18 protein-coding genes are annotated in these 25023 nt (G+C 32.8%); 14 read left to right on the forward strand and 4 right to left on the reverse strand.

From position 1 onward, the window contains the following. Genes OZJ21_RS09120 through OZJ21_RS09135 form a run of 4 tightly spaced genes read left to right on the forward strand, consistent with a single transcriptional unit; the run spans position 1 to position 7017 of the window. Positions 1 to 1296, forward strand: coding sequence for a hypothetical protein (locus OZJ21_RS09120; protein ID WP_268857716.1), 1296 nt, complete (start codon positions 1 to 3; stop codon positions 1294 to 1296). Then, complete coding sequence (locus tag OZJ21_RS09125; protein WP_268857717.1) at positions 1289 to 3301, forward strand: ATP-dependent helicase; 2013 nt, start codon at positions 1289 to 1291, stop codon at positions 3299 to 3301. The genes OZJ21_RS09120 and OZJ21_RS09125 overlap by 8 nt, the downstream gene beginning before the upstream one ends. Then, entirely contained in the window at positions 3294 to 5909 is a 2616-nt protein-coding gene (locus tag OZJ21_RS09130; RefSeq protein ID WP_268857718.1) for a DUF7017 domain-containing protein, read from the forward strand. The genes OZJ21_RS09125 and OZJ21_RS09130 overlap by 8 nt, the downstream gene beginning before the upstream one ends. Before the next feature lie 52 nt (positions 5910 to 5961). Then, on the forward strand, positions 5962 to 7017 hold the full coding sequence (locus OZJ21_RS09135) for a DUF4767 domain-containing protein (protein WP_268857719.1): 1056 nt from the start codon (positions 5962 to 5964) through the stop codon (positions 7015 to 7017). 67 nt (positions 7018 to 7084) lie between these two features. On the opposite strand, the gene OZJ21_RS09140 is transcribed toward OZJ21_RS09135, so the two are convergent. The 3 genes from OZJ21_RS09140 to OZJ21_RS09150 all read right to left on the reverse strand — a co-directional run bounded on the left by OZJ21_RS09140 (position 7085) and on the right by OZJ21_RS09150 (position 10246). Then, a complete protein-coding gene (locus OZJ21_RS09140; protein WP_268857720.1) occupies positions 7085 to 8014 on the reverse strand; it encodes a DMT family transporter in 930 nt (309 codons plus the stop codon). A 63-nt stretch (positions 8015 to 8077) separates the two neighbouring features. Beyond that, positions 8078 to 8899: a Cof-type HAD-IIB family hydrolase gene (locus OZJ21_RS09145; RefSeq protein WP_268857721.1), complete on the reverse strand. Its 822-nt coding sequence runs from the start codon at positions 8897 to 8899 to the stop codon at positions 8078 to 8080. Between the two features lie 15 nt (positions 8900 to 8914). Then, positions 8915 to 10246, reverse strand: coding sequence for an HD domain-containing protein (locus OZJ21_RS09150; RefSeq protein WP_274609035.1), 1332 nt, complete (start codon positions 10244 to 10246; stop codon positions 8915 to 8917). A 194-nt stretch (positions 10247 to 10440) separates the two neighbouring features. On the opposite strand from OZJ21_RS09150, the gene OZJ21_RS09155 reads away from it, so the two are divergent. From OZJ21_RS09155 to OZJ21_RS09195, 9 genes are all read left to right on the forward strand, one after another. Next, complete coding sequence (locus tag OZJ21_RS09155) at positions 10441 to 11109, forward strand: type 1 glutamine amidotransferase (protein WP_003708379.1); 669 nt, start codon at positions 10441 to 10443, stop codon at positions 11107 to 11109. A gap of 101 nt (positions 11110 to 11210) precedes the next feature. Further along, positions 11211 to 11648: a DUF1934 domain-containing protein gene (locus OZJ21_RS09160; protein WP_003701995.1), complete on the forward strand. Its 438-nt coding sequence runs from the start codon at positions 11211 to 11213 to the stop codon at positions 11646 to 11648. A 45-nt stretch (positions 11649 to 11693) separates the two neighbouring features. Next, positions 11694 to 12284 (forward strand): DNA-directed RNA polymerase subunit delta, encoded by a 591-nt coding sequence (rpoE, locus tag OZJ21_RS09165; RefSeq protein ID WP_268857723.1) that lies wholly within the window; start codon positions 11694 to 11696, stop codon positions 12282 to 12284. A gap of 174 nt (positions 12285 to 12458) precedes the next feature. After that, positions 12459 to 14057, forward strand: coding sequence for a CTP synthase (locus OZJ21_RS09170; protein ID WP_003704804.1), 1599 nt, complete (start codon positions 12459 to 12461; stop codon positions 14055 to 14057). A gap of 111 nt (positions 14058 to 14168) precedes the next feature. After that, on the forward strand, positions 14169 to 14369 hold the full coding sequence (locus tag OZJ21_RS09175; RefSeq protein ID WP_003699605.1) for an LBP_cg2779 family protein: 201 nt from the start codon (positions 14169 to 14171) through the stop codon (positions 14367 to 14369). A 255-nt stretch (positions 14370 to 14624) separates the two neighbouring features. Next, positions 14625 to 15896: a UDP-N-acetylglucosamine 1-carboxyvinyltransferase gene (locus OZJ21_RS09180; RefSeq protein ID WP_081540558.1), complete on the forward strand. Its 1272-nt coding sequence runs from the start codon at positions 14625 to 14627 to the stop codon at positions 15894 to 15896. A gap of 10 nt (positions 15897 to 15906) precedes the next feature. Next, complete coding sequence (gene rho, locus OZJ21_RS09185; RefSeq protein WP_268857724.1) at positions 15907 to 17190, forward strand: transcription termination factor Rho; 1284 nt, start codon at positions 15907 to 15909, stop codon at positions 17188 to 17190. 105 nt (positions 17191 to 17295) lie between these two features. Next, positions 17296 to 17544, forward strand: a complete 249-nt coding sequence (locus tag OZJ21_RS09190) for a type B 50S ribosomal protein L31 (protein ID WP_003699599.1) — start codon at positions 17296 to 17298, stop codon at positions 17542 to 17544. A gap of 85 nt (positions 17545 to 17629) precedes the next feature. Beyond that, a complete protein-coding gene (locus tag OZJ21_RS09195) occupies positions 17630 to 18286 on the forward strand; it encodes a hypothetical protein (RefSeq protein WP_011475705.1) in 657 nt (218 codons plus the stop codon). A 24-nt stretch (positions 18287 to 18310) separates the two neighbouring features. Here the strand turns inward: OZJ21_RS09195 and OZJ21_RS09200 are convergent, their stop codons facing one another. Next, on the reverse strand, positions 18311 to 20680 hold the full coding sequence (locus OZJ21_RS09200) for an ATP-dependent DNA helicase (protein WP_268857725.1): 2370 nt from the start codon (positions 20678 to 20680) through the stop codon (positions 18311 to 18313). 505 nt (positions 20681 to 21185) lie between these two features. On the opposite strand from OZJ21_RS09200, the gene OZJ21_RS09205 reads away from it, so the two are divergent. Then, positions 21186 to 25023 (forward strand): accessory Sec-dependent serine-rich glycoprotein adhesin (locus OZJ21_RS09205; protein WP_268857726.1); only part of this gene is annotated, 3838 nt, incomplete at its 3' end.

Genomic DNA, 25023 nt, shown 5'->3' on the forward strand with positions numbered 1-25023 from the left:
ATGACTGCGGAATTAGGAATAACAAATGGTTATGGAGTAGTTCTGGCTGCTGATAGTAGTCTAACAATGCAAGACCATAGCTCCCGAAAATATTATATAACTGGTCAAAAAATATTTAAGCTATCATCGAAGCATAGTGTAGCTATTATGTTTTATGGAAATGCTACAATCAATGGTCAAAAAATACAATCAATTGTTGAAGGGTTTAACCAATACTTAGGTGAAGAGCCATTAGATAAATTTACAGAATATGTCCAGCTATTTAAAGAATATCTGATTAAATCAGCAAACAGAGAATATGAGCAATATATTAAGCAGAAACTAGAAGATATATTGAACAACTTACATAGCACCTACAAAACTCAAGATTTATTAGGAAATCTGATTGAAGTAAAAAAAGAAATTCAAGAAGAAAAAATACCCTATACTTTTCAAGAGTTTCAGAAATTCATGAATCAAGATCGAATGAGTCAGTTTTTGATTAGTGAAGATAATAAGTATACGACTGAAGAACTAGAGTATGCGTATTATATGCTAGTTAGTCAAACTGTATCCAATTTTTATACGACAGGAATTGTATTAGCAGGAAAAGGCAAGAAAGAAAATTATTGTTCATTATGGAATAGTGAATTATATGGTGTTTTAGATAGTAAAATTTTCTCAATAAAGGAAATATCAAGTTCTCCTAATTATAGTAATTTATATAAATTTGCCCAAAGTGATGGTGCCGATGCTTTATTGTTAGGGGTAGATAGAAAAGTTAGCGATGCCTTTTATGATAAGTTGTATATGAAATATCAAGGTGCGGATACTATTGAAATAACAAAAGCATTTCAAAGAACAGTTGATGATTACTATAACAAATTTTATCGAGCATACATTAATGGTTTAACCTTAGATAAAGTGGCTAATTTTGCTAAACAATTAGTTTTAGCTACTATGATTAGGCGTAACTTTTTTGACAATAATCAAACAGTAGGTGGAAGCATTGATGTTTTAACTATTGCAAGTAATGGTAAAGTATCTTGGGTACAAAAAGGAAAAAATGTACAAGATATAGAGTTAAAAGTTACGAGTGAAGAAAGAACAGTTCACAACTTAAAGAAGCCTAGAATTTCAGATGAGCCTGAATTAACATTTGACGAGTGGATAGAAAAGCAAATAAGTTTAGCTGAAAAAGTTGTTAATAGAGAAGAAAAGCAAGATGATGAAGATTCAAAAGATGAGATATCATTTAAAGAATGGATAAATCAGCAAATAAAAAGTGCTGAGGAAATCGTAAAGAGAAATGAGTGAAACTATGGATAACGAGAAATTTGAAAAAGAAGCGTTGCAAGTAGTAGAGAATTTTTTAAAGAGTAATACGCAGGTATTAATAGTATCTGGGCGAGCTGGTAGTGGAAAGTCGACTTTAGCTGGAAAAATTTATGAATTAGTAAATAAGAATAATGAATCTGAATATTCTCAAGCACAGATCTTATCTCCTACGGGTCAATCTGTAGGTCTAATCAAACAAAACTTTCCTCAAATTCCAGAACAAGATTGTCAAACTATCTATCGTAAAATCTATCGAAGAGCAACAAAAAATATTGATGATGGGGATAATTTGATATTTGATTTCAAATTGAATAAACAAGAAGATAAGAATGTTTTTATTATAGACGATGCTTCTTACATTTCTGATGAAGAAAACAATAGGGGAAATTTGCATTTTGGTTCTGGAAAATTATTAACGGACTTGTTGACTTCTACTCAGATTTTTGAAAAAGGTAATGTCAAAATAATATTTATTGGCGATGAATATCAATTATTACCAATTAGAGATACTAGTGCTAAAGCTTTAAAGCAAACTTATTTTGAAGAGTTAGGCTTAAATACTATGAAATACGAATTGAAAACCCAATATCGTATGCATGGGGAACTAGCTAGAGGTATAGATAAATATGCCGAATTGATTACTAGTGTAGAAAATCATCAAAAAATAATACCCTATGAATTTAAGAATACTGGCAATGTTAGAAATATTGATGAAGCTGATTGGAGCAAGGAAGAAAAGAAACAAAAGATTGCTGGGCAATTTAATCGTGACAATAAGAGAAATAAGGTAGTAGTAACTTATTCAACTAGAGCAGCTCAAGAATATAATAAATTGATCCGTAGAAAACTTCAAAATATGGAAGATGCACCGATTAGTAGTGGTGATTTAGTAGTATTTTCTAAAAATCAATATGATTTACTTGTAATGGATGCTGCAAGTAATGAGTTCAATGAGGACTTTTTCACTGGAGATATTGCTGAAATAATCGCAACCTATGATCGAAAGTCAAGTAATGTAAGAGTTAATAACCAAGATGTAACTTTGTCTTATGTAAAGGTTAAATATCGTTTAGAACGAACAGGAAAAGAGTATGTGAGCTACTTATTAGAAAATGTTCTAAATTCAGATGACTCTCAACTTTCATCAGATGAGAGGACAGCACTATTTTACGATGCTGAAGAACGTATGGGAATTACAGAAACTCCAGAAGAACATTGTCGTCATATTAAAAGTAATAATGAATACTGGGAAACAGCCATAAAGAAATTAGCAAATGTTGGAAAAAGTGGATTATCTGTATCAGATAAGGATAGGATAAGAGAACTTTTGAGAAAACATCCGATTTGTGATCCTAAAAATGAATGTGAAAGATATCAACTACTAGACAAGATTTATCAGGATAAATTTTATAATAGTATCCAAGTGAAATATGCTTATGCGATGACTGGTCATAAAGTTCAAGGAAATGAATGGAATGATGTATATGTAGATTTTACTGACAGAAATGGATTAGATGAATCTAGTTTACGTTGGACTTATACAGCTTTATCAAGAGCGATAAAGAATGTATTAGTATTTAACGCAACCAGTTTATTTGGTAACTTTGATATCTCAAATGAATTTATTGGCAAAAAGAAGAATCTTGAAAAAGAAAGAGAAATGGCAACTAAGATTGAAGAGTATCAATTTAATGATGAAAAGATTGCTCGCTTAGTAGATAAGGTGGAAGAAATTTCTGAAAATAATGGTTTAGTTGTTACTAATATCGATGATAGAAATTTTGAAAAACAATATTTTGTTTTGATTTATCTAAGTGATGTTGAAAATAACAACTATGTCATGCAAGCATATTATAATAGTCGAAAATTTTGGACTAAAGCAACACTTCGTAGCAAGGTAGAAATAGCTGATAAATTAGAGTTGATTGGGGCAGAATTTAAGAAGATAAATCCAAATTTTAGAGGAAGTGCGGACAATGAATGATGTTGAAAAAATGATAGCAGTTCGCGATGTTGATGGATTAAATGATGCGATTAGTTTTTTAAGAAAAGATGGTAGGCTAGTGGAAGCTTACAATGTATGCAAATTGGCACAACAAAATAACCTAGATGTAACTGCATCTGCAGCATGGGTATTGTATGATTTTCTAAAAGCTGATAGTGAGTTTACGAAATACATGAGAATTGTTCAAGAAAACTACGAGATTCAAAAGACTATGTTCTCTGATGATTATGAAATTGGATATTTCTCATTGTATATAAAACTCACGCAAGCACAAATAATAAGTAAAGCTTGGGAACTTAGTAAGCAAGAAAAATGGGATGAATTACATAAGTTAGTGACAACCTCATTTACATTTTTTGTAAATCAAGAATTTAATTTATCTGATTGGGATAGCGAATTAACAAGTACCGATAACTATTATTCCGGAAAAAATCAAATGGTAGGGATAAGTGGCTTTTTAGGCGATTTAATAAGCTGTTATGTAAGAAGTGAGCATTTTTTACATGCTGATATCCAAACTATTATGAATGAAGTTTTGAATTTCTATTCAAAGTATAAAGATAATTATATTTATATGGGGAAAGTTCTAGGAATAATGTTGATAGCGGTCATTTGGGAAAAATATAAATCCAAAGACTATGCAGCAATTGATAGATGTTGTAAGTTGGTTGTTAGAGAAATAGATAGAGAACATTTTTCTGGAACACCATTTGAGTTGATTCTGGTCTTATCACAGATTAAATACTACCAATTGGGTAATAATAAAGCTGAGATTACTAAAAGAGAAAATGGATATATTTATCTAGTAGAAAAAGTATTAGATTTTAGCAAAATACCTGATGATTATTTGTCGCCTACTAAAAATGTGATGGAAGACAAAGAGTATGCAAGTAAAATTATCCAGATTATGCAAGGCTACGCAAAATCACTATGTAATAGATCAGATAGTATAGAAAGATACTTAAAGGTAGTGCTTGAAATCTTTGCTTTGGAGAAGACGAAAAGATTACGAGAATATAGAGGACATTATGGCAAGAACTTGATTAATGATTTTATTCGAATTTATGGATATGTGGAATATAGGCAAGATAAAAAACATTTAATTCAAGAATATGGTAGCTTTTTGAAGAAAAAGGAACAGTTATCATATAACGATGACTTGGTACGTGAAAGTATTGGTGAGAATATAATCTATATCGTGTATAAAACTACTTCTAAGGAATTAGAGAATTTAACAGATACATTAATAGCTGAATTGCCAGTAACAATCTTTGAAAATAAAGTCACAGAATTTAACAAGGCTTTAGTAATTACTAAATTTAATATCAGCAACCCTAAAGAATACCTCAGATTAATGACTTGGGTACTATCGAATGATGAGTCATTTGTAGCTGAGAATTTTAAAGAAGTAGAGAATCCTGATGATCCATCTCGCCCTTATCCAAGCGACTTTTCAAAATTATTGAGTAGTTATTATGCAGCAGTATCAAGAACAAATACGGATATTTTAGCGAGTTTGGATTTATGGCTAGAGAAACTTTCTGAAGTGAGGAAAGTTTATACTAGTAATAAAGCTGTTGGAGAGTTTTTAAGGATATTCTTGAAATTAGCTAAAGAAAAATCCGCTTCTCTAACTAAACAACAAATACAAGTTATTATCGATAAATTAGGCAGTGTAGTTTTTGAAAACTATAAGGAAAATAAATGGATTGGATACTATTATTGCAAGATTTTATTGGATCATGACTTTGATGAAGAAGCTGATAAAGCATTCGATAAATTCTTGGTAACTGATAGAGGTAATAGTTGGCTATGGAAAGCTTATGCAGATTTTGTAAAAGATGATAGTGAGCTTAGAATAGCAGCTTTATTTGAATTCTTAAAGACTAAAGGTGATAGCGATGAAGTTAGAAAAGAAGTCATAGAATATTTAATCGCAGCTAAAAATCCAGAATACTATGGTCCAATTAAGTTTGAATTATCTAAGATTAAGGACAAAGAATATAAGGCTAAGTTTGGAAATCTTCCTTGGTATGTAGAAACTCAATTGCCTAAAAGTAATCAAAAATTTTATCGTAAATTTACTAAGATGATTGAGCAGAAATTCAATGAAAAAATAGAAAAGCGTAATTTTTATGTTGTTGGTTCGGATGGAAAGAAATTCATTGATATTGTTGTTTTAGATAAAAATGGCAAAAAAGTTGAAGGAATTATTATTGACGAAGAATTGCTGAAAAAAATAAGCTTATATGAATGTTATTTTGCTAGATTGGTACCTAAGAAAGTGAAAAAAGCTGGAATGAAACCACGCTTTGAATTGGTGGGCGATGTAGAAGAAACTACAGATTATACATTTAAAGTGAAGTTTATCCAAAATTATGAGGGTGTTTATAAGCAAGGTTTGGATCCTTGGGATAATAGAGATCTCATTGTGACAGATTATGAAAATAAACGTATTCCAGCATGGATGGTTGAAGAATATCATTTACAAAATGATGATAAAGTGAAGGTAACCCAAAAGATTAAGCAAAAGAAAAATAAACTACTGTGGCAGATTGTTGATATTAAAAAATTAGAGACTGAGTGATAGTTAGATTTGATATAATGGAAGTGGATACTATAGAAAAGGAAAGATTGCTATGAAAAAACTCACTATCATTAGTTCAGTCATACTAAGTTCGTTACTCATATTGACTGGTTGTGGATCTAATTCTAGTAAGAAGTCAAATGTAACTTCTAAGGTTAAAGTTGTTAAACAATCATCAAGTAAAAAAAGTCAAAAAGGTGTAGCTAAGAAGAAATCAGGTTCTTTATGGAATAATGATAAGGATAGCCATCTAGAAGATTTTATGAAGCAATGGGGAGAGGTTATGAACCAAACCTATACAAAGTATGATGGAACCAATAATATTCAAACGGCTTCGGGAATGAATTATCCTCAAGATTTTAATAGTGCTACAGTAAATGGACAAAATATTTCAATGGCATGGGATAAAAAAGGAACAGGTAAGAATGATTACAATGTTGTAGCTATCTATAACTACAATAAATCTTCAAGTTCTAGTATAACTTACGCATTTACTTTAGCTGATGGTGAACCTATTGTTCTAGTAAATGAAGGCAGTGGGAATAACTGGAGTGAAACTAAGAATAAATCACTTAGAGAAAATTTCGTGAACATCTTTGATGGTAAAGCTACTCATGTTGAAAAGCCAAAAGTATCATCAAGCAGTAGTACTCAAAGTTCCGGAGATGGCGAAGGATATGTGACTACGCCAGAAGCGATGAGAGGAACATGGTATTCTAAAGGCGAAGATGGAATGAAAAAATTAGTGATTTCTGAACATGAAATTACACTTATTAGTGCAGATGGCGAAACAAACCATGCTGTTTTATATAAAAGAACTAAAGATACGCCTTCTGATGTCAGTGAATCTGAACGTCAAAGTAAGGAAGAATGGAGAAGTGCTGGTAATATAGGCGCTAATGGTATCAGCATGAGAGGCTGGTATCAACTTCAAGGCGGTGGTGAACATTTCTTTACACATGAAGAAGAAATTAACGGACAAAAAGTACCACTTGTTCTCTACGGTTTTGGGGCAAATGATCTTACAGATTATGTTTATTATCCAAGCGAAGATTTAGCCAACCAACAAAGTGATGCTAAATACGATGATATAAATTATAAATTTTAAATCATAGCTAATAACAAAAGACTGATAATCTATTTTAATTTTTATAGATTATCAGTCTTTTTAATATCTAGATAAAGTGCAGTACGACTACACCAATAAACATAGTAATAAGGCCTAAGATTCTCATTAGATTAATAGGATTAACCTTGGAATGAAGTAGGCCCCATTGATCAATAATTGCACTGAAGAAAAGCTGCCCGAATAATACTAATACAATTACTTGACCAGTACCAATTTGTGGAACTAACCAAGCGCATCCTAAAACGTATATGGCACCTAAAAATCCTCCAATCCAAAGCCACCATTGCTTACTAAAATTTTGGTAAGCTAACTTTAAATTTGAAATCTGTACAGGAAGGATTAGCACAATAACTATTAGCAATACAGCACCAACTGTAAATGAAATCATCGCAGCATGTAATGATGACTTTAGAATAACGCCTAAATGACCATTTATAGCAGTTTGAGTAGCCATTAGCACACCGGCAAAAATTCCTAATAATTGATAAGGTAGTAAATGGTGTTGTTTTTTAGCCATTTTATCTTTAGGCATAAAAGCACCAGTTGCTAGTAACATACCACCTGCTACTAATAATAGACCTACCATTTTAATAAAAGTGAATTTAGAAATTGGAGATTCAAATAAACCAAATTGATCAATAATTTGCCCCATGACAATTTGACCAAAGATAGGTAATACAGCAGTTTGCACACTACCTAATTTTGGAAAAAGTAAGATATTAGTAGTTAGTCCAACTACTCCTAAAACACCACCTAGCCAAATCCACCAAGGGTTGCTAGTAATTGTGGTCATATTTACTAAAGGAGAAGTACCTGTAAGTATGAGCAGGACATTTAAAAAGATAGCTCCAATTACAAATGAAACCATTGAAGCAAGAAAGGAAGAGCCAGATACACTACCTAGTCTGGAATTAATTGCAGTTTGAATAGCTAGTCCACTTCCCATAAAAACAGGAATTAAAGCTAGTAGTAACATGTAATCACATCCTAATAATTATTACTCTTACTATACAAGGTGAAGTTAGCTACAAGTCAATAGCTAATTATTAAAAATAAATTGTTCAATAGCCTTTGCTAAACCATCGTTATTATTTGTATCAGTGATATAATCAGCTTTTTCTTTAATTGTATCGATTGCATTTCCCATCGCAATACTAAGTCCGCCTTTTTCAATCATGGAAAGATCATTATTTTGATCACCAGCTGTTAAAATTTCATCAGCACTTATACCTAAATGTTTACCTAATTCAATAACAGCATTTCCCTTGGTTGCTAATGGATTCATAAATTCAAAGAACCATTTTTCACTGCGAATACAATCAAATTTATCACGTAAGTCTTTTGGCAAGTTTGGGAGAGCTGAATCGATATTTTCTGGATAATCTGCCCACATAATTTTAGCAATTTCAATATCTTCAGGTATTTCTGTTACAGGACGATACTTCAGCTGCATATGTGTATAGAAAGTATCTAAAACAGAATAATAATTAATATCAGGAGAAGTAACAAACATTTGAGAATCAGTAGTAATGGTTTGCATATTAACTTTTAGTTCCTTACTAATAGCCTCAAGGCGCTTGAAATCAGAAAAGTCTAATAAATGTTTAAAAATAGCCTTGCCAGATTTAGCACTGACAGCTTGAGCACCATTGTGTGTAATCACAAAATTATCATCATTATCTAAACCTAATTGAGATAGGAGATTAGCGACGCCACTTAGCGGACGTCCAGTACATAAGACAACATAAATGCCATTAGCTCTTGCTTTTTTTAAAACGTCGATTGTCTTAGGTGAAAGATTTTTGGCATCATCAACTAGTGTTCCATCGATATCAGTTGCGATCATTTTAATTTTACTCATGGTTAATTCCATCCTTTACTTTTTGATTAATGTGTCATTTTTTAGATAACTCTGAAATTCAGAATATATTGGACCGAATAATTCCAATTGCTGTTCAGATGATTTCATTTCTTTTGGAAAGAAGAAACGTTCATCGCCAGAGACTTTACCAGAAATAGCAGCCACTAAGTTACTTACCTGAGATAGTTCAATTAATAAGCCATCTTTTTGCATAAGTTCTATTTGAGTGCGATGTTTATTTTGCGATGGTGAATAAGTGTCGTAAGGCAAGTCAAAACTATCATTGGTAGCTGTATAATATTCACTATCAAATCCAGCATCAGCTACTAATTTCTTGAGAGTAGGGAGCAAGTAACGAGTATCTTCGCTAACTCTTACAGATTTGAAAGGTTTGCGATTTAAGAATCGATCTGCTAGATCACTCAAAATTTTATCATCGCTATCTTGCCAAAGTGAAAAGTACGAGTTCAAAACCCCATCATCAAGTTTTAAATAGTCTGACAAACTAAAATCACCTTCGAAAAATGGGAAGAGTAGATTAGTTGGACCGAGACAATTTGTTTTACCATTTTTATAAAGATATTTAGCACGTTTTAATAAGTGACTCAGAATAACTTCAATTGAGCGTGATACAGGGTGGAAATACACTTGTTGATACATTTGGAAACGACTAACAATGTAATCTTCAACAGCGTGCATACCACTCATATCAAAGCTAATTCCATCAGAGTATGGTTTCATAACCCTTAAAATTCTAGTTAGATCAAAAGTTCCGTAATTTGTACCAGTGAAATAAGAATCTCTTAAAAGGTAGTCCATTCGATCAGCATCAATTTGACTAGAAATCATTTGAACAACTTGAGGATTAGGGTAGCTTTTTTCAATAACGCTCGCAACTTTTTCTGGAAAATCGGGAGCCACTTTGCGTAAAACAGCATTAACTTCAGAGTGAGATGAAGTAATAATTTCAGTCGTCATTTTTTCATGATTGGTATGAAAAATATGTTCAAAAGTATGTGAATAAGCACCATGACCAACATCATGTAAAAGTGCTGCACATAAGGCGACTAATCTTTCATCATCATCCCAAAGTCCATCACCTTTTTCTTTTGAAGGGTAGTTACGTTGAAATAAATCACAAATTTTGCGAGTAATTTCATAGACACCGACAGAATGGGTAAAACGAGAATGTTCAGCACCATGAAATACATAATTTGCGACTCCTAATTGTCGAATACGACGTAAACGTTGAAATTCTCTAGTATTAATTAAATCTAAAATAACTTGATGTTGAATGTAAATGTAATTATGGATTGGGTCACGAAGAACTTTCTCCATAGGTAACATTTGATGTTTGTAATCGGAAATCAAAAATTCGCCTCCTAGGTTCTAAATATAATGTAATGGATTTCAATATTAATACTAGCATAAAATACTAATTAAATTGAAAAAAATAATATCTAAGCTATAATATATTTGTAAATATAGGTATTTGCAGGCGAAACCTACTCCCAACTTTGCCGTCGATAGAAAGGAAAAACATGAAGATTACTGTTTTGCAACACACTCCTAATGAAGGTTTGGGCATGATTAGAGATTATGCTCATTTGCATAAGCATGAGTTATATGTTTATCATCCTTATCAATTTGGAATTTTGCCACAAGCAAATGAGATTGATTTTTTAATAATTTTAGGTGGACCTATGAGTCCTAATGATGATTTAGATTGGATTGTGCAAGAAAGAAAAATAATTGCAGAACTGTTAGCTAGAAAGAAGCCAATTATTGGATTCTGTTATGGAGCACAACAAATTGCTAAAACTTTAGGATATAAAGTAACTAAATCGCCGTACAAGGAAGTTGGTTGGGCAAAAGTTTATCGCCAATGTGATATTAAATTAGAACTACCTGACAGCTTTACTGCATTTCATTGGCATGAAGAAATGTTTGAGGTACCACAAGAAGCTAAATTGTTATTTAGTAGCGATTTAGTTAAAAATCAAGGCTTTATATTGGGAGATAATGTAGTCGGTCTGCAATTTCATTTTGAACAAGATGAAGATTCTGTGCGAGAAGTAGCTTTGAATGACGGTAATTATGCACTACAAAATAATGCATTACATCAAACTCCAGAAGATATAATAAAACATGGAGTACCTAAGGAAAATAAAGAAATTTTGTTTAAATTATTGGACTATTTATTAGTTTAAGATAGAGAATAAAGGGCAATTTAACTTCTATTTTGGAAGTGTTAGTTGTCTTTTTTGAATGTAATCGCAAAATATATAATTAACTTTGAAGGAAGGATCATATGGAATTAAAGAATGGAACACCTATTGTTGTAAAAGTGGAAACAATTCGTAAACAAGATGGTGAAGTGTCCAAATATACAGAAACTTTTAATGGACAATATGTAAAGATGGGATCAAATATTTATTTGCGCTATCAAGAAAAGCATGATCAACATGAGGATGCAACAGTAACCTTTAAGATCACTGATGATGGTGAAGTTCAATTAAATCGTCAACAAGGCGAGATGAAGATGCGATTATATTTCGCTAGTCAAAAGAGAGTATCAACCACATATAAAACACCATATGGGGTAATCCCAATTGAAACTTTGACCAATAAAATCAATATTTCCAAGAAAGATATGCCAATTTCTGCTAAAGTAGAAGTAGATTATTTACTATATTCCCAAGAAAAAATTGTTGGGGAATACAAAATTAGATTGCAATTTACTGCTTAATATTGTAGTATGAAGAGTAAACTGTTTGAAAGGACGTGTACCAGTTTGGAGCTTGAAAAATTCAAAGATGCAAATAAAGATGAATTGTCTATGATTGAAGTAGCCCACGAGATTCTACATCAACGTGGCGAAACAATGGCATTTGTTGATTTAACTAACGAAATCCAAGTCTATCTTGGTAAGTCTGATGAAGAGATCCGTGACCGTCTAGCACAATTCTATACAGATTTGAATATTGATGGTAGCTTCATTTCATTAGGGGACAATGTTTGGGGGTTACGTTCATGGTATCCATATGATTCCATTGACGAAGCACTCGTTCATGGCGAAGACGAAGAAGACGAGGAACGTCCACGTAAGAAACGTAAGAAAGTTAACGCCTTCTTGGCCGATGTTTCTGATGATGATGATGTTATCGACTATGATGACGATGATCCAGAAGATGAAGATCTTGACAATGATTATGATGATGAAGATGATGACGACGATGAAGGTAGTCATGAATTAAAACAATATACTAAAGATTTAGATGATATTGATGATGGCGATGATTCAGAAGATGAATTAGCTGACGGAATTGAAGGTCAATTAACAGAATTTTCTGACGCAGATCTTGATGAAGAAAATCAAGATTAAGATTTAATTCTTGACGTGTGCCTAAAGAGTATGTAGAATACAATACGGGCACTTCATATGAGTTATGAAGTAAAGAACGGATAATAAGGCTCCCTATTCAAAGATAAGCGAATAGGGAGTTTCTTGTTTTTGTGATAGTCCTTAAATAATTAATTTAACACAAGGAGAGTTATAATGACCAAGTATATTTTTGTTACTGGTGGTGTTGTTTCCTCATTAGGTAAAGGAATCGTAGCTGCATCACTCGGACGTTTGTTGAAGAATCGTGGCTTGAAAGTTACAATTCAAAAGTTTGACCCTTATATCAACGTAGATCCAGGGACAATGAGTCCATATCAACATGGAGAAGTTTTCGTGACAGATGACGGTACAGAAACGGATTTAGACCTTGGTCACTATGAACGTTTTATTGATATTAACTTAAACAAGTATTCTAACGTAACAACAGGTAAGATTTATTCTGAAGTGTTGAAGAAAGAACGTCGTGGCGATTACTTAGGTGCAACTGTTCAAGTTATTCCACATATCACTAACATGATTAAAGAAAAAATCATGCGTGCAGGTACAATCACAGATGCTGATGTAGTAATTACAGAAGTTGGTGGTACTGTTGGTGATATTGAATCATTGCCATTTTTAGAAGCTTTACGCCAAATGAAATCTGAAGTAGGTAGTGAAAATGTAGTTTACATCCACACAACACTTGTACCTTACTTACATGCTGCTGGAGAAATGAAAACTAAGCCAACTCAACATAGTGTTAAGGAATTACGTGGTTTAGGAATTCAACCAAATATTTTAGTTGTACGTACTGAAAAGCCAATTTCTCAAAGCATGCGTAATAAGATTGCTAACTTCTGTGATGTTGAACCAGAAGCAGTAATTGAATCTATGGACGTAGATACACTTTACTCAATTCCATTGAATCTACAAGCTCAAAACATGGATGAAATTGTATGTAAGAAATTACACTTAGATACACCTGCTGCAGACATGACTGAATGGGCTGCTTTACGTGATAAAGTTAAGAATCTTTCAGGTGAAGTTAAGATTGCTTTGGTTGGTAAGTATGTTCAATTACCAGATGCTTACATTTCTGTTAACGAAGCATTGAAACATGCTGGATACACAATTGAAGCTAACGTTAAGATTGATTACTTCGATTCTGAAAAGTTAACTGCTGAAAATGTTGCTGATGAATTGAAGGATTATGATGGTGTCATTGTTCCTGGTGGCTTTGGCGATAGAGGTCTTGAAGGTATGATTCAAGCAATTCGCTATGCTCGTGAAAATGATGTACCTTACTTAGGTATTTGCTTAGGTATGCAAATGGCATGTATTGAATTTGCTCGTGATGTTGCTGGTATTGAAGATGCAACAACTGGTGAAGTAAATCCAAAGGCTGCTAATAAGATTATCGACTTGATGGCTGATCAAGAAGATGTTGAAAATATGGGTGGAACACAACGTTTAGGTCTATACCCATGCAAGTTGAAGGCTGGTTCTGTTGCTTCTGCTGCATACGGTAACCAAGATGTAATTCAAGAACGTCACCGTCACCGTTATGAATTTAACAACAAGTATCGCGATGAATTGGCAGCTAAAGGTTTAGTATTCTCTGGTACTTCTCCAGACAACCGTTTAGTTGAAGTTGTTGAAATTCCAGAAAACAAATTCTTTGTTGCTGCACAATACCATCCAGAATTCTTATCACGTCCACAACGTCCAGAAGGTCTATTCCAAGCATTTATTAATGCTAGTGCTGGTAAGTAATATTGATTTAAAGGCAATATATCTGTATTTGATTATGGATATATTGTTTTTTATTATCCAATTCTGTAAATTGTGCTATGATTAAATTGTATAGAATTGGAGGTAGGGAAAATGGTAGCTAGAGAGTTAAGTCCATTTGCAAAATCAATCATTGAATATCAAGAAAAAAATCATTTAACAGATGCTGATTTTTCTTTGGAAAGTCATCGCTCAGTTGAAAGAATCCATGCCTTGAAGACAATGGAAGCTGAACCTACTAACGATGAGTATCGCGAAATTACAGCAGTCATTAATGGACAAAAGCTGGATTAAAAATAGATAGAGACTACTTTCGAATCTGTTGATGATTTGGAAGTAGTTTTTTTAATATATTGTTATATATGTAATAATTATTCCAGTAATATTAGTTATTGTTAAATATTAATGAAAACGCCGTATTATCGTTGAAAACAGAGCGTCAATCTTGTAAGATAAAGAGAAGAGTACGCTCTGTGCATCATGAAGCTTTATAGTGATTAAGGATGCACCATTTAATGATATTAATTTAGATAGAGGATAGATAAATAAATGAAAAAAATGATTGTTAAAGGTAAGCAGACCTTATCTGGAGAAGTAACTGTTGGAGGTGCTAAAAACAGTACAGTGGCACTGATTCCAGCAGCTATTTTGGCGGACACAGTTGTAAGATTTGATAGTGTACCGGATATTTTAGATGTACATAATTTGATGATTATTTTAAAGTCTATGAATGTTTCTTCCCATTTTGGACATGGGGAATTGATGATAGATCCTACTGAAATCAAGAAAGCTCCACTTCCTGGTAAAGCTATTAGAAGTTTGCGAGCTTCTTATTATTTCATGGGAGCTTTGTTAGGTAGATTTGGTGAAGCAATTGTTGATTTTCCTGGTGGCGATAATATTGGTCCACGTCCTATTGATCAACATATTAAAGGCTTTGAAGCCTTAGGTGCAGAAGTTATAGAGGAAGAAAATAAGGTCTATATCAAAACTGGTCCTGAAGGGTTAAAGGGTGCAAGAATCTTCTTTGACTTAGTTTCAGTTGGTGCCACAGTTAATGTCTTATTAGCGGCAGTTAAAGCTAAGGGAACTACAATTATTGAAAATGCAGCTAAAGAACCTGAAATTGTCGACTTAGCTACATTTTTAAATAATATGGGAGCTAAAATTCGTGGAGCTGGTACAGATGTTATTAGAATTGAGGGTGTAGATGAATTAAGAGCTACAAATACTCATACAATTATTCCTGATAGAATTGAAGCAGGTACATACTTAGCATTTGCAGCAGCAAACGGTAACGGTGTATTAGTAAAAAATGTTATTACAGAACATTTAGATCCATTCATCGCCAAGTTACAAGAAATGGGTGTACGTTTAGAAATTCATGAAGATAGCATCTATGTTCCTGGTGGCGATTTATTAGTCCCTGTCACAGTTAAAACAGCTCCTTTCCCAGGTTTTGCGACAGATTTGCAACAACCACTAACTCCACTATTATTAAAAGCACAAGGTAGTTCTAGAATTATTGATACATTATATCCTGAACGAGTTAAACATATTCCTGAAATGCGTAAAATGGGTGCAAAGATTTCTAGTAAAGATGGAATTATTACTGTTAAGAGATCTAAAGACTTACTAGGAACAACAGTTGAAGCTAGCGAAATTAGAGCTGGAGTATCATTACTAGGTTTAGCATTAATGGCAGAAGGAACAACTGTGATCACAAAGGCTGATAATATTTTACGTGGTTATGACAGAATAGTAGATAAATTAAAAGGTCTGTCTGTAAAAGTAGAAATTATTACAGATAACCGAGAATAGGGGAAATGTAATGGCGACATCTGAAAATAAAGATATCAAAGAATTAACAATTGCTGAATTGGAAAACATGACGCTAAAGGAAATTTATAATTACGCAAGAATTTATAAAATTCCTTACTATAGCAAAATGAATAAAAAAGAATTATCTTTAGCGGTAATTCGAGCACAAGCAAATAAAAATGGTTTCTATATGAAAGGAATTTTAGAAATAGTTCCTAATCAAGATGGTTATGGATTCTTGAGACCTATCAATTATGGACCATCACAAGAGGATATCTATATTTCAGCATCACAGATTAGACGATTTGGTTTAAGAAATGGTGATGAAGTTGCAGGGACAGCTCGCCCACCTCGACAAGGCGAAAAATTTTATGGAATTTTACACGTTGATTCTGTAAATAATAAGGATCCTGAAGAAGCCAAGAAACGCGATCATTTTCCAGCTTTAACGCCAATTTATCCAGATAAACAGATAGAATTGGAAACAATTAAGGGACAATTATCTACACGTGTAATAGACTTGTTTGCACCGATTGGATTTGGTCAACGTGGTTTAATTGTTGCGCCACCTAAAGCTGGAAAGACTAGTTTGTTAAAAGCAATTGCCAAAGGAATTTCTGCAAATTACCCAGATGCGAAATTGTTATTATTACTAATTGATGAACGTCCAGAAGAAGTTACAGATTTAGAAAGAACAGTTAACGGTGAAGTTGTTTACTCAACTTTTGACCAACGTCCTGAAAATCATGTACGTGTAGCAGAATTATTGCTGGAAAGAGCGATGCGATTAGTTGAAGATAAACAAGATGTTATTATCTTATTGGATTCTTTGACTCGTTTAGCCAGAGCTTATAACTTAGTAGTTCCGCCAAGTGGACGTACACTTTCTGGTGGGATTGATCCGGCAGCCTTATATAAACCAAAGAAATTCTTTGGTGCAGCACGGAATATTGAAGAGGGCGGAAGCTTGACGATCTTGGCGACTGCATTAGTAGATACTGGTTCTCGTATGGATGATGTTATCTATGAAGAATTTAAGGGAACTGGTAACCAAGAACTTCACTTATCACGTGAATTGGCAGAAAGAAGAGTCTTTCCTGCTGTCGATATAAAGCGTTCAGGAACAAGAAAAGAAGAATTATTATTGTCACAAGAGAAATTGGATGCATTATGGAAATTGCGTAAAAACTTGAGTAGTGATTTAGTTTCTGACACTGAACAGGTGCTACAACTTTTACGTAATTCGCAAGATAATGCTGAATTTTGTGGTAAAATTGAAAAAATGATGAAATAAAAAATTTATTGCAGAATGTTTTGAAACATGTTATTATGTTTCTTGTTGTAATACACAGAATAACTCTGACTCAGCAAATGACTCAGGGCAAAGGAGCGAAATGAAATGAAACAAGGAATTCATCCAGATTACCATGAAGTTGTTTTCATGGACTCTGCAACAGGTTATAAATTTTTATCAGGTTCTACAAAGAATTCTGAAGAAACAATTGAATGGGAAGATGGCAACACATATCCATTGATCCGTGTTGAAATCTCTAGTGATTCACACCCATTCTACACAGGTCGTCAAAAGTTTACACAAGCAGACGGACGTGTGGATCGTTTCAACAAGAAGTACGGTTTCACAAACTAAGATTGTGGATAACTTGTCAAAATCTGTTACTTGCCTCATAATTGAGGTGGGTAACAGATTTTTTTGTTGTGAGGTGAATTATAATATGAAAAAATTTAATTGGTCATTTGACATAATTATGCTAATATTTATTGAAATTTCAATGCTGGTATCATTAGTTTCAAGTTTTATTGAACATAAAAGTATGTTATACATAGCAGAAACAATTGCAGGGATTTTACTAGCTTTAGCTCCTGTGATTGCCTCAAGCCTTTTTAGATTTAACTTGCCTAAATTCCTAAATGCGTTTTATTTATTATTTATATATGGTTCAGTTTATCTAGGTACATTATTACATTTTTATAGCGTGCCTTATTGGGATAAGGGACTTCATTTAATAAGTGGAGCCTTATTGGCTAGTTTTGGATTTTCACTATATGGCATGATTGTTCCTAAGCACTTAAGAGAACATATGCCAGCTGGATTCTTAGTACTTTATGCATTATCATTTGCAATTTTTTGTGGAGTGTGTTGGGAATTCTATGAGTTTACTTGCGATGGTTTATTTGGAATGAACTTACAACGTTATGCTAGCAGTGCAGGAAAAGCTTTTGTAGGTCGAGCAGCATTGATGGATACTATGGGAGATCTAATTGCTGATACAATTGGTGCAGGATTGCTATGTATTTATGCATATTTTAATATTAAACGTTCATCACGATGGTTACAGGGATTTTATTTTCATAAATCATTTAGATTTTAAAAATACAGGCAGCTAATTTGAATTTTAGCTGCCTGTATTTTTATTATCCCAAAATTTAAATAGGTTATTTTGTAATTCGAGCTTATTGTGGACTACATGTGCATATTTCCAATGTGGTGGAAAAAACTGTGTATAACGAGCTGTTGAAAAACGAGAATCTATTAAAAGTACAACACCTATATCAGTAGAACTTCTGATGACACGACCAGCAGCTTGGAAAATATTATTAAGTCCAGGAAGCTGATAAGCGTATTGAAATCCATTCTTTTGCTTATTATCGAAGTATTCTTTTAGTTCATTAGTTTCTGAATTCAACATTGGAAGTCCAACGCTAACTATAGCTACGCCATTTAGACGATCACCTTTCAAATCAATACCTTCAGCAAAACTACCACCTAATACGGCAAAACCAAGTAAAACTTTAGATGGATTTGAAACAAATTGCTTTAAAAATTCTTCTTGTTGCATTCTAGTCATATTAGTTTCTTGAATTATAGTATCTACATGTGGATAAGCTTGATTGAAAGCTACAACCACTTGCTTTAAAAAAGTATATGAAGGTAAAAATACCAGATAATTACCAGTTTTAGCAGTAATCATGGTATAAATAGCCGTAATAATTTTAGTTAAACTATGTTGCCTTTGTTGATAAGTCACAGGAATGTATGAAGTTATCAATAAGTTAAGATTACTTTCATTAAAGGGTGAAGTTAGTTGATATAATAAGCTGTCATCAATTAAGCCAAACATTTCTTGATAGTAATTTAAAGGAGATAGAGTAGCTGAAAATAGTACAGCACTACCCCCTAAATTAAGACTATTAGCAATTAAGCTGCTAGAATCTAGGCAAAATACCCTAATCAATAATTCAGAATTTTTTGTAATTAACAGGTGTGTTCTGAAACTTTCAGTATAATAGTCGCTAACTTTGACAAAAGTATAAGCAGTGAAGAAAAGTTCCAATAACTCATCTTTAAGTGAAAATTCTGGATTTTCTTTTAACCATTCTGTAACAAAGTCACAAAAGTACATCAATTTTTTTGTAATTGAAGATAGCTTTTCTTCAATTATTACATCCTGTTGTTGATAATTTAATAACGGTTCCTTAATTAAATCAAAAGCATTTAAAAGTGTATTTAACTTATTCACAACTTCTTGTGGAGGTTGTGGAAGTGAGTGAAGTTTATCTAATAAGTTTCTGACTTCTTCAGAAGAAATTTCCTTTGTGTACATGGCTCGAGAGCGATCAATTAAATTATGGGCTTCGTCTATCAAAAATGTATAGCCATAATTTTTTTCTGTAAAGAAGCGTTGTAATTTAACTAAGGGATCGAAAAGATAATTATAATCACATATAATCAAATCGCAGAAATTACTAACATCTAAAGAAAATTCAAATGGATCTAGCAAATGTTTTTTAGCGTAAGTTTCAATGACTTGTCGAGTGATAATTTTTTCATTGGTTAAAATATCTATTAAAGCTGGGCGTAAACGGTTATAATAGCCTAAATAATAGGGATTTTTATCATCGGGTATATCTATTTCTTCAGCGAAGGTAATTTGTTCTTTGGAGGTTAGGGTAATAGTTGAAATAGAAAGACCATGGTCTACTAACAACTGTAAAGTTTCTTCTGCTACCTGTCGAGTACTTTGTTTGGCAGTTAGATAGAATATTTTTTGACATTTACTGGTACCTAAAGCTTTAATTGCAGGAAAAATAGTTGAAATAGTCTTTCCAGTTCCAGTGGGAGCTTCAACCAATAATTTTTTATTTAAAGCAATTGTTTTATAAACTGCAGTAGCAAATTCATATTGATTCTGTCGATAAGATGAAAAAGGAAAGTCTAAATTATTAATTGACAAATCACGTTCTTTTTTTAGTTGATGTTGGAGTTTTATCCAATTGGTAAAGGATTCAATAACTTCATTAAAGAAGTCTTTAGCTTTATTTTTGCTTATAACTTGAATTTTTTCAGTCGTTACATTAGTAGTTGTTTGGACATAAATTAATTTAAGTGATAATTCTGATAAACCTTCTTTTTCCATGATTATGTGAGCGTAAATTTTAGCCTGTGCCCAATAAAGTTCAAGTGTATTAGCAGAGAGTTCTTCAAATTCGAGACTAGAAGTTTTAATCTCAATAATTTGACTTGGAATGTCATCAACACATTTAAGACCATCAGCTCGTCCATGAAGTATCCAAGACTCGCCATCGATAAGCAATTCTTTTTTTAAAGAAAATTCAGCCTTAGTATCCTTAGAAAAAGTTTTCTGTAATTGTTGGTGGATATTAATTCCATCTAAGGCAGTATTCTGAGAATTAACACTGGATATTAGATTTCCCTTCTTTAAAGTAAATTCAACTAATTTTCTGACACCAATAGAAGTTTGCAAACTAACACCATCCCCTTACATATTAAGTATCAAAAAAAGATTCATAGATATCGTAGCACAAATTTTCTAAGTAGTCATTACACCTGTATTATAATTAAATATTTATCATTTATATAACTTTATAATAAAGCATGAAGTTTTTATTTTACATTAAATATTAAATTTATATAAAGGGGTTATAATAACTAATTTACATTTTTAAAAATACAAGTAAATTATAAATAAAATATTTTATCATAGTTGGCTATGATTGATAAAAGTTTATATACCAAGCTTTATCGGAAAATTTTCTATTTAACATAATCAACACAGTGTTGATTATAATTGTAAAAAGCTTTATATTATAGCTTTTTTAAGTTGTTTAATAGGGCTATTTTTTTATTTTTTTAACATTTTGAAACGTTGAAATAATTGTGTGAAACGTATATAATTAGAGGATAGATTGATTAAAATGTTTTTGTTTTAATTGATTTTATAATTTAATTTAGATATGGGGGATTGAATATTGAAATTCAGAAGAAATAAGAAAGATTTCTTTGAATTTGAAAATGATAGAAAGACACACGTCAAACTCTATAAAGCTGGCAAGCAATGGGTAAGCTCCCTAATCTCATCTATAGGGTTAATAAGAGTGTTTAAGGGAAGATTAGATAAATCAGCTATAAATACTCAACTTGTTAGCAAAGAAAAGGATAAGAAATCAGAGGATAAATTAAGTTCAGATGGCTTAACCGCAGCATTGAAAGGTGCTGCGGTACTAGGAGCGGTTGCTGGGGGTGCAACGTTAACTACAAATACCGCTTTAGCGGATACAAAGCAGTTAGACAGCAACCAAAACTTAGCAACCAAAGATACTGTTAACTTAAGTTCAGGATCTGGTAGCAGTAGTGTAAGTGATAGTTTAAGTACAAGTGAAAGCAACGTACAAACAGAATCATCTGTTTCCAAGAGTGAATCTGTATCTCTAAATACTGATACTAATAGCAGCTCAACAAGTGAAACTAAATCAAATAGTAATTCCAGTAGTGAATCTATTTCTGAAAGTAAGTCTAATTCACAAAGTCAAGCAAACACTTCTCAAAGCATTAGTAGAAGTGAATCACTAGCATCTTCTAGCAGCATAAATAATAGTAGTAATGTAACAAGTTCTAAAGCAGAATTTGAATCTATGGTAAATCAAGCATCAGCATTTATTAATAGTAGTGAATTCAAGTCTGCGGACGTTGCATATCAAGAAGCATATAAGACTGCAATTCAACGTTCCCAAATGATTCTATCAGATCCTCAAAGTGGGTGGACAGATTCAGACTATGCTTATGGTGTACAACAGTTACAAGCCTTACAACAAACTATTAAGTCTAAAGAAACTCCTCAACCACAAGTATTTGCAGTTAATGTGGGAGAAGATAGAGGTTCTAACGGATTTATTGAAAAAGGTCAAGTGGACATGACAGGAACTCCTGTTTGGGATGACTTCAACAGATGGGCTGGATATAATACTAAAGAATTTGGCCCTAATAAAACAATAAATGTTCAAGTAACGACAGATCAAAATAATCCTAATAAGAAACATTGGGTAATTACCTATCTACCAGAGGGATTCACATATGATGCAGAAGGTGGCAAAATTAGTAAAGCCACGAATGATCATATGGGATTCGCCTTGACTAAAGATTTGACGATTGACGGTCAAGTGAAATTTGAAAATTACTATTATTTGAATAACAATGATAATACAGAGGGAGCTTTCAAAAAAAATGGTAAGGTAACTCCAATAGATCAAAGACTATCAGATGGAAGTTTATATTTTAAAGATGGACAGCTAGTATCGGCAGGCTCAGGTACACCAATTTCGAATAATCCATACTATTCAGATTATAATGCTTGGAATAGTGTTTGGAAGCAAGCTATAAAGGATCCAAAATTCCACCCGAGTGATGGGAAATCACTAACTCTTGGACAAGTAGATTACTACAACACTACTAAGGATATTCATGATTACTTCTTCAATTCTACAGATTCTAGTGGTGGACCTAATGATGCTTCACCTAAAGTTGCATCTTGGGCTCCTACTGAGAAAAAAGATACATGGACCGGTGAAGGTATGTTCATCGATGACATGGGTAAATTAAATAATAATGCAAAAAGTCCAGTAGTTGATTCTAGTGCCGGACAATATAATCAAGCAGATTTTAACCAAGCTTATACTTGGAAAACTTGGGGAGCTTATGATAATACTCAATCAGTTACATATGTTGTCTCCTTTGATACAATTTCTGATCCTAAAATTAAAGCGGATTTAACTTATTCAGGTATAATTTCAGCGTTAGGTACTTATAAAAATAGTACTGATTACAATTACGGTCATTTAACAGGTGAAGAAGTTTCTCAAGATAAAGAATATAAGCATATCAAGGTTGTAGTAAACAATTCTTATGATACTCAGGGTAAAAATAATGTTGCTATACCTGAAAATGATATGACCGTGAACTATACACGTGTTACATCAAGTGTACCCTATACGGCAGGTGGTCAAAGTAAGACTGCTTTGGTTGAAAATCCATATTATGCGTATAATGATAGTTCAAGAAAGATTGTAGAAGATATTGGTTCTCGTACTATTAATGATGGCGATAGTTCAAGTTATGAATATACAATAAATGCAATTGTCGCTAAAGATGGAATTGCTAAAGCTTATACAGATAGTGCTAAAACTAATCTAATTAAAGATGATAGCGGTAGAGATGTAACAGCTAATTTTACTAGAGAAGATTTAGCTACAGCAACCAATGCATATTTTACAAGTAATGAATTTAAGGTTCCTAATGGTGATGAGGATCGAGTAGATACTTATATTCTAAAACAAACTAGAGAATATAAGGACGGTGTGTTGACAATAAACAACACATGGGTACGTCAAGTTAAGATTGAGAGTCTTGAAGATGACTTAGATAGCTATAATAAGGCTATTCAAGATTTCTTGAATTATATTCAAAGCGATGATTTCGTTAACCCTTGGAAATATGATTCAAACACTAATAAGATAACACCTCCAAGCGATGGTTATAATAGTAAAGAATATCAGACGAAATTAAATGAAGTTAATAAGTGGAAACAAAGATTCTCTGATGATATTAATGGTCTAGATCCAGCTAATTATCAAAAATACGGAAACCAATATACATCTTTATCAAAAATTTATGATGATATAGCTTCTATTTTTGAATCATCTTCTGGAAAATTAGGAAGAGATATATTCCCTACCCTGATGAAAGTAAATAATATGGATTTTTCAAAGATGCCTATTAAAGAGGGTGTAGATGCTGAAGGTAATCCAATATATAAAATTGGTCAAGGAAATAATGTGTATAGAGATCCAATTGTTGAGCTGTTGAATCCGGTAGCTCGCAATATAGGAAAAACAACACTTGAAGGAACTATTTTGGGTGACCAAGCTAAGTTATTGGATTATGCAAATGGTATTACGGATACACTATTATTTAAAAACGCAACGGAAAGTAAGCAAACAGACTTTAACAATGCATTAACAGAACTTCAAAAACAATTAAATGGTGTTACTGACATTAAAACAATGAAGAACTACTACGATTTGCTTACAGCAGCCAATAGATTGAAAGAAGCAATCTACTATCTAGATAATAAAACATCACCAGCTGAAAGTGAATCCTTGAGTAAAAGTACTTCATTAAGTGAATCGACAGAGGTAAGTAAGTCACAAAGTGAAAGCATTTCACAAAGTGAAAGTGAGAATGTAAGTAAATCACAAAGTGTAAGTATGAGCACCTCCTTTAGTGAAAGCTTGAGTACATCAAGTTCGTTGAGCGAATCCTTAAGTAAAAGTTCATCCTTGAGTGAAAGTACAAGCACATCAAGTTCGTTGAGTGAATCCTTGAGTACAAGCACATCCTTGAGTGAAAGCTTAAGCACATCAAGCAGCTTGAGTGAATCCTTGAGTACAAGCACATCCTTAAGTGAAAGCTTAAGCACATCAAGTTCGTTGAGTGAATCCTTGAGTACAAGTTCATCCTTGAGTGAAAGCTTAAGTACATCAAGTTCGTTGAGTGAATCCTTGAGTACAAGTTCATCCTTGAGTGAAAGCTTAAGTACATCAAGTTCGTTGAGTGAATCCTTGAGTACAAGTTCCTCACTAAGTGAAAGCCTAAGTACATCAAGCAGCTTGAGCGAATCCTTGAGCACAAGCTCCTCACTAAGTGAAAGCTTAAGTACATCAAGTAGCTTGAGCGAATCCTTGAGTACAAGTTCATCCTTAAGTGAAAGCTTAAGCACATCAAGTTCGTTGAGTGAATCCTTGAGTACAAGCT

Source organism: Ligilactobacillus sp. UO.C109, from assembly GCF_026847815.1.
Lineage (GTDB): Bacteria > Bacillota > Bacilli > Lactobacillales > Lactobacillaceae > Ligilactobacillus > Ligilactobacillus salivarius.

Excerpts from the sequence above, each read along its gene's own strand:
- OZJ21_RS09120 (WP_268857716.1), top strand. The coding sequence starts at position 1 with ATGACTGCGGAATTAGGAATAACAAATGGTTATGGAGTAGTTCTGGCT.
- OZJ21_RS09125 (WP_268857717.1), top strand. The coding sequence starts at position 1,289 with ATGAGTGAAACTATGGATAACGAGAAATTTGAAAAAGAAGCGTTGCAA.
- OZJ21_RS09130 (WP_268857718.1), top strand. The coding sequence starts at position 3,294 with ATGAATGATGTTGAAAAAATGATAGCAGTTCGCGATGTTGATGGATTA.
- OZJ21_RS09135 (WP_268857719.1), top strand. The coding sequence starts at position 5,962 with ATGAAAAAACTCACTATCATTAGTTCAGTCATACTAAGTTCGTTACTC.
- OZJ21_RS09140 (WP_268857720.1), bottom strand. The coding sequence starts at position 8,014 with ATGTTACTACTAGCTTTAATTCCTGTTTTTATGGGAAGTGGACTAGCT.
- OZJ21_RS09145 (WP_268857721.1), bottom strand. The coding sequence starts at position 8,899 with ATGAGTAAAATTAAAATGATCGCAACTGATATCGATGGAACACTAGTT.
- OZJ21_RS09150 (WP_274609035.1), bottom strand. The coding sequence starts at position 10,246 with ATGTTACCTATGGAGAAAGTTCTTCGTGACCCAATCCATAATTACATT.
- OZJ21_RS09155 (WP_003708379.1), top strand. The coding sequence starts at position 10,441 with ATGAAGATTACTGTTTTGCAACACACTCCTAATGAAGGTTTGGGCATG.
- OZJ21_RS09160 (WP_003701995.1), top strand. The coding sequence starts at position 11,211 with ATGGAATTAAAGAATGGAACACCTATTGTTGTAAAAGTGGAAACAATT.
- OZJ21_RS09170 (WP_003704804.1), top strand. The coding sequence starts at position 12,459 with ATGACCAAGTATATTTTTGTTACTGGTGGTGTTGTTTCCTCATTAGGT.
- OZJ21_RS09175 (WP_003699605.1), top strand. The coding sequence starts at position 14,169 with ATGGTAGCTAGAGAGTTAAGTCCATTTGCAAAATCAATCATTGAATAT.
- OZJ21_RS09180 (WP_081540558.1), top strand. The coding sequence starts at position 14,625 with ATGAAAAAAATGATTGTTAAAGGTAAGCAGACCTTATCTGGAGAAGTA.
- rho (WP_268857724.1), top strand. The coding sequence starts at position 15,907 with ATGGCGACATCTGAAAATAAAGATATCAAAGAATTAACAATTGCTGAA.
- OZJ21_RS09190 (WP_003699599.1), top strand. The coding sequence starts at position 17,296 with ATGAAACAAGGAATTCATCCAGATTACCATGAAGTTGTTTTCATGGAC.
- OZJ21_RS09195 (WP_011475705.1), top strand. The coding sequence starts at position 17,630 with ATGAAAAAATTTAATTGGTCATTTGACATAATTATGCTAATATTTATT.